Below are 4,587 nucleotides of genomic sequence, written 5' to 3'. Positions count from 1 at the left end.
CATCAGCGAGCCGCGGCAGGCCGCCACCGCTGCCACCGCTGCCACGGCCGCCACCGGGAACGTTCCCGGGAACCTCCGTGGGGGCGTCGACGTAGAGGGTGCCGGGCGGATCACCCCAGTGCCGGACCATCCCCTCGCGCAGGGATTGCGGCAGCGCGTCGAACCAGCGCCGGTACACCTGCGCCGGCACCCGTGCCGGCGCGGCCGCGAGCTGCTGTTCGGTCAGCCATTCGACGTCGTGCCCGCCGGCGGCGATGAGCGTGTGGATGAGCGTGTCCCCGTCGGTGGGGACCGGCTGCCTCCCTGGCCGTCCGTCCACGCCGTCCACGCCGTCCAGACTGCGTGGGTCGTCCGAGTTGTCCTGGTCGTCCTCCCCCAGGTCGTAGCCGGCCGCACGCAGCGCGTCCAGCAGCCGGACGGCGGAGACTGGGGTGTCCAGGCCCACGGCGTTGCCGACCCGGGCGTGCTTGGTCGGGTACGACGACAGCACCAGCGCGATCTTCTTCTCGGCGTTCGGGACGTGCCGCAGCCGGGCCAGCCGGGCGGCGATCCCGGCAAGGCGGGTGGCGCGTTCGGTGTCGGCCACGTAGACGGGCACCCCGTCCGGCCCGGACTCCTTGAACGAGAACGGCACCGTGATGATCCGGCCGTCGAACTCGGGGATCGCGACCTGCATGGCCGCGTCCATCGGTGACAGCCCCGCGTCGCTGCCCGCCCACTGCGCACGGGACGACGTCAGGCACAGGCCCTGCAGCACGGGCACGTCGAGCGCGGCGAGCGCGCTGACGTCCCACGCCTCGTCGTCCCCGCCCGCCGAGGCGTCGGCCGGCCGGGTGCCGCCGGCCGCGAGCACCGTCACGATCAGTGCGTCCACCCCCGCCAGCAGCGAGAGAACACCGCCCGGGGCGGAGTCCAGCCCGCGCAGCGAGGTGGCGAACACCGGCCGGGCGTTGACCCCGCGCGCGTCCAGCGCGTCGCACAGCACGTCCACGAACCCGGTGTTCCCGGACGTCGCGTGCGCCCGGTAGAACACGACACCGACGGTCGGACGGTCCGTCTTGGCCGTCCGCTCGCCGTGCACTCCGGCCGCGGGCATCGCCGTGGGCGGCGCGAACCCGAACCCGGTCAGCAGCAGCGTGTCGGCGAGGAAGCGGTACAGCTCGGCGAGGTTGGTGGTGCCGCCCTCCACCAGGTATCCGAGCGCCTCGGTTGCGACACCGGCCGGCACGGTGGCGCGGCGCATCAGTTCGGCGTCGGGTACCGCTTCCCCACCGAGTACGACCGTGGGCAGCCCGGCGGCGAGCGTCGCGTCCAGACCGTCGGGCCATGTCCGGGCTCCCCCGAGCAGCCGGACGACCACCGCGTCCGCGCCCTGCACCAGGGCGGGGACGTCCGCGGCGGCGAGCCGGGCCGGATTCGCCACCCGCCAGTGCATCCCGCTGGCCCGGGCCGCCAGCAGCTCGGTGTCGGCGGTGGACAGCAGGACGATCACCGGTTCGGTGCCAGGGCGTGTCACGTCGATGCTCCCGATGGGGTGAAAGGATCAGCCGGTGAAGGGGTTCAACAGACGTACCCCGGTGTGGTCGAAATCCTTGGTGTTGCGGGTGACCAGCGTCCAGTCGTGCGTCTTGGCGGTGGCCGCGATGAGCGCGTCAACCGTGGGAACGGGGTGTGCTCCGCTGCGCGCTGCCCATGCCCGCGCGATGGTGAGGGTCACCGGCACGATCCGTTCGCCGAATTCTTCGATGACGTCGTCCAACCAGCCTTCGAAAACGGCTGCCTGTCGATGGTCACCCCGTTCGAGCAGGCGTGTGATGCCGTGTGTGATTTCCCCTATGGTCAGTACGGACAGGTACAGGCGGTCCACCGGCACAGTGGAGATCCATTCCGTATGCTGACACCTCACAACCCGGCGGACCAACGGCATACTCTAGTCAGTCTAGACAGATCGGAATCTGTTCCGCCGGACGCGGGCTCAGCCGCCCCCGTACGTCCCGCCAGCCGGTGACCGGAGGCGGGGGGTGTCGCCTCGGCGCTCCCGACGACGGGACGAAGGGAAGGTCGGCCGGTGTCCCCGCCCGGGCCTCCCGTTCTCCGACAGGTTCGTTCAAACGCATGGTTGGTTTATGACTGATTTCTCACCCTGATACATGAGGAACTCGATGGATGAGGGAGATGCGAACCGCGCATAGCCGGACCATGCCGGACTGCGCGTCGCACGATCAACATCTGTTGAGGACGCAGGCGTTCTTGTACCACCAGGAAGCCGCGGACGTAGCCGACTGGTCCTCCCGGATCGCCACGACGCGCTCCATGTTGAACGCCCAGTTGATCTGAAACTTACCGCTTTTCAGAAAAATACACACTTTGCGACCCAGGGTCGCGCTGGTAGGGGTGTGCCAGGTGCCGTTCATCTCCTGACCCTGGTTGCAGTCACCGAGGCCGTTGACGGACTTCGCGGCACGGTCCAGGTATGCCTCCATATCCGTGGAGGTTCGATACCGCAGGAACTGAACCTTGGAGGAGCCTTCGGCGGTCTCGCATGTGATCGCGGCCGAGGCATACCAGGGGGCGACCGACTCGAGGTCGGGGCGGCCGTGACAGGAGCTGCGGTCGATCTTGTTGGAGTTCAGCAGATCGCATATGTCCGTCTGGTCGCTCCTGATGGACGGTGACAATGTACTCGGCGTGCATGGCGGACGAGGTGTTCTCGTGATGATCGGAGTCGGTCTGGTGCTCACCACCGGCTTCGGCGGGGTGGTGACTGTCGGCTTTGCCGTGCCAGGCGACACGCTCGGGGTCGGCGGGGGCGGCGGAGGCTTCACCGTCCCACCACCGGCGATCGCCACAGCCACCAGCGGTCCTATCACCGCTGCCAGCAGAGCCACGACCGAAGGAACGACGATATGGGGATTCCGCCACCACGGGTCATCCGACAAGCTCAATGCCCCCTTTAGAGCCTGTTCTGAAGCTTTCTTCCGTCCGGGTGATCAGCGCCCGGACGGCCCCTGATCGCCCCCCATGACGCCGCCTCGCGATGCCACCGGATCCTGCTCGTTCTCGGTCAAACCGGTACAGACCATTCGACACCAAGATTCGAAACAGGTGTTTGGGTCCTCTTCCGACAGATTAATGGACATTCGGCCACCGATCGGGCGGGCCTGTCGGGTGAGGACGACGGCCAACCCGCATCATGCCAAGCTGGCCATAACGATCAGTTCCTCGGGAAGGCGGACGCCGGACGTCCGCACACCGGCCGGTGACCGGACACGGCGGTTCTTACCTCGGTGCCCCCGGTGGGACGAAGGGAAGGCCGGCCGGTGGACCGCCGTCGAGCAGCCTGCGCACGGCCGTGGTGTCGAGATGGTCCGCGACCAGGTCGCCGAGAGCATCGAGGCGGCGCCGGCGGACGTCGGCGAAGCAGGTGCGGGCCGGGACGAACGACCGTCCGGCGCGGGCCGCCACGTCGACGAGGAACTCCCGGCGGAACTCGTCGTTCTCCAGCAGGCCGTGCCAGCTCGTGCCGGCGACCGCGCCGGCACGCACACCGTCCGCGGCGAACGGCTCGGCGGCCGGCGTCCCGGCCGACCTCGCGGCCGGCCCGGTGTCGTGGACGGTGAGCCGGCCGTGGCGGATCTCGTAGCCGGTCACGGCCAGGCCGCCGGACGTCGTCCCGGCACGGCGGCCGAGCAGCTTGTCAGGGGCGAAAGTGGTGGTCACCGGCAGCAGGCCGAGGCCGTCCACCTCACCGGCGCCGGACTCGACCGGGTCGTCGATGTGCCGGCCGAGCATCTGGTAGCCGCCGCAGATCCCCAGCAGCGGCCGGCCCTGCGCGGCCCGCGCGCACAGGACGGCGTCCAGGCCGCGCCGGCGCAGCCACGCGAGGTCCTCGACGGTCGCCCGCGTCCCGGGAACGACCACCAGATCGGCGTCGGCGAGGTCATCGGGCCGGGTCGCGAATCCCACGACCACCCCGGGTTCGGCCCGTAACGCGTCGATGTCGGTGATGTTGGACAGCCGCGGCAGCCGGATCACCGCCACCCGCAGGACGTCGCCGGTGTCGCCGCCGCCACTGCCGACGCCGCTACCTGCACCGTCGCTGTCGGCGTCCGGGTAAGCGGTCGCCGGATAGGAGGCGAGATCGAGGGAGTCCTCGACATCGAGCCACAGCCCGGACCGCCACGGCAGTACCCCGTGCACCGGACGGCCGGTGAGCCGCTCGAGCTGGCGCAGCCCGGGTTCCAGCAGCCGGGGGTCGCCGCGGAACTTGTTGACGATCCAGCCGGCGACCAGCGCCTGGTCACCGGCGTCCAGCAGCGCGAGGGTGCCGAACAGCGCGGCGAACACCCCGCCGCGGTCGATGTCGCCGACGACCAGCACCGGCAGGTTCGCGGCCCGGGCCAGCCCCATGTTCGCGATGTCGGTGTCCCGCAGGTTGATCTCCGCGGGTGAGCCGGCGCCCTCGCAGATCACCGCGTCGAACCGGCTGCGCAGGTCGGCCAGGCAGTCCGTGACGATGCCGGCCAAGTGCGCCTTGTACGGACGGTAGCCCAGCGCGTCGACCTCGGCGACGGGCCGGCCCAGGAC

Annotated in this window: 5 protein-coding genes; 1 reads left to right on the top strand and 4 read right to left on the bottom strand. The window is 70.1% G+C overall.

What is annotated here, in order from left to right:
- From DD1DGNOD_RS14505 to DD1DGNOD_RS14495, 3 genes are all read right to left on the bottom strand, one after another.
- Positions 1 to 1,435: cobaltochelatase subunit CobN (locus tag DD1DGNOD_RS14505; RefSeq protein ID WP_346434326.1), on the bottom strand; the 1,435-nt coding region annotated here is incomplete at its 3' end.
- Positions 1,436 to 1,543: 108 nt separating this feature from the next.
- Positions 1,544 to 1,927, bottom strand: a complete 384-nt coding sequence (locus tag DD1DGNOD_RS14500) for a type II toxin-antitoxin system VapC family toxin (RefSeq protein ID WP_131766902.1) — start codon at positions 1,925 to 1,927, stop codon at positions 1,544 to 1,546.
- 295 nt (positions 1,928 to 2,222) lie between these two features.
- A complete protein-coding gene (locus DD1DGNOD_RS14495) occupies positions 2,223 to 2,678 on the bottom strand; it encodes a hypothetical protein (RefSeq protein WP_131766901.1) in 456 nt (151 codons plus the stop codon).
- Here DD1DGNOD_RS14495 and DD1DGNOD_RS14490 point away from each other — a divergent pair.
- Positions 2,665 to 3,012 (top strand): hypothetical protein, encoded by a 348-nt coding sequence (locus DD1DGNOD_RS14490; protein ID WP_131766900.1) that lies wholly within the window; start codon positions 2,665 to 2,667, stop codon positions 3,010 to 3,012. The genes DD1DGNOD_RS14495 and DD1DGNOD_RS14490 overlap by 14 nt on opposite strands.
- Before the next feature lie 267 nt (positions 3,013 to 3,279).
- On the opposite strand, the gene DD1DGNOD_RS14485 is transcribed toward DD1DGNOD_RS14490, so the two are convergent.
- Positions 3,280 to 4,587: cobyric acid synthase (locus DD1DGNOD_RS14485; protein WP_131770374.1), on the bottom strand; the 1,308-nt coding region annotated here is incomplete at its 5' end.

Origin of the sequence: Candidatus Protofrankia californiensis (assembly GCF_900634765.1) — a bacterium.
Taxonomy (GTDB): domain Bacteria; phylum Actinomycetota; class Actinomycetes; order Frankiales; family Frankiaceae; genus Protofrankia; species Protofrankia californiensis.
Note: the sequence above shows the minus strand (reverse complement) of the source record. Positions and strands in the feature narration are given on the sequence as shown.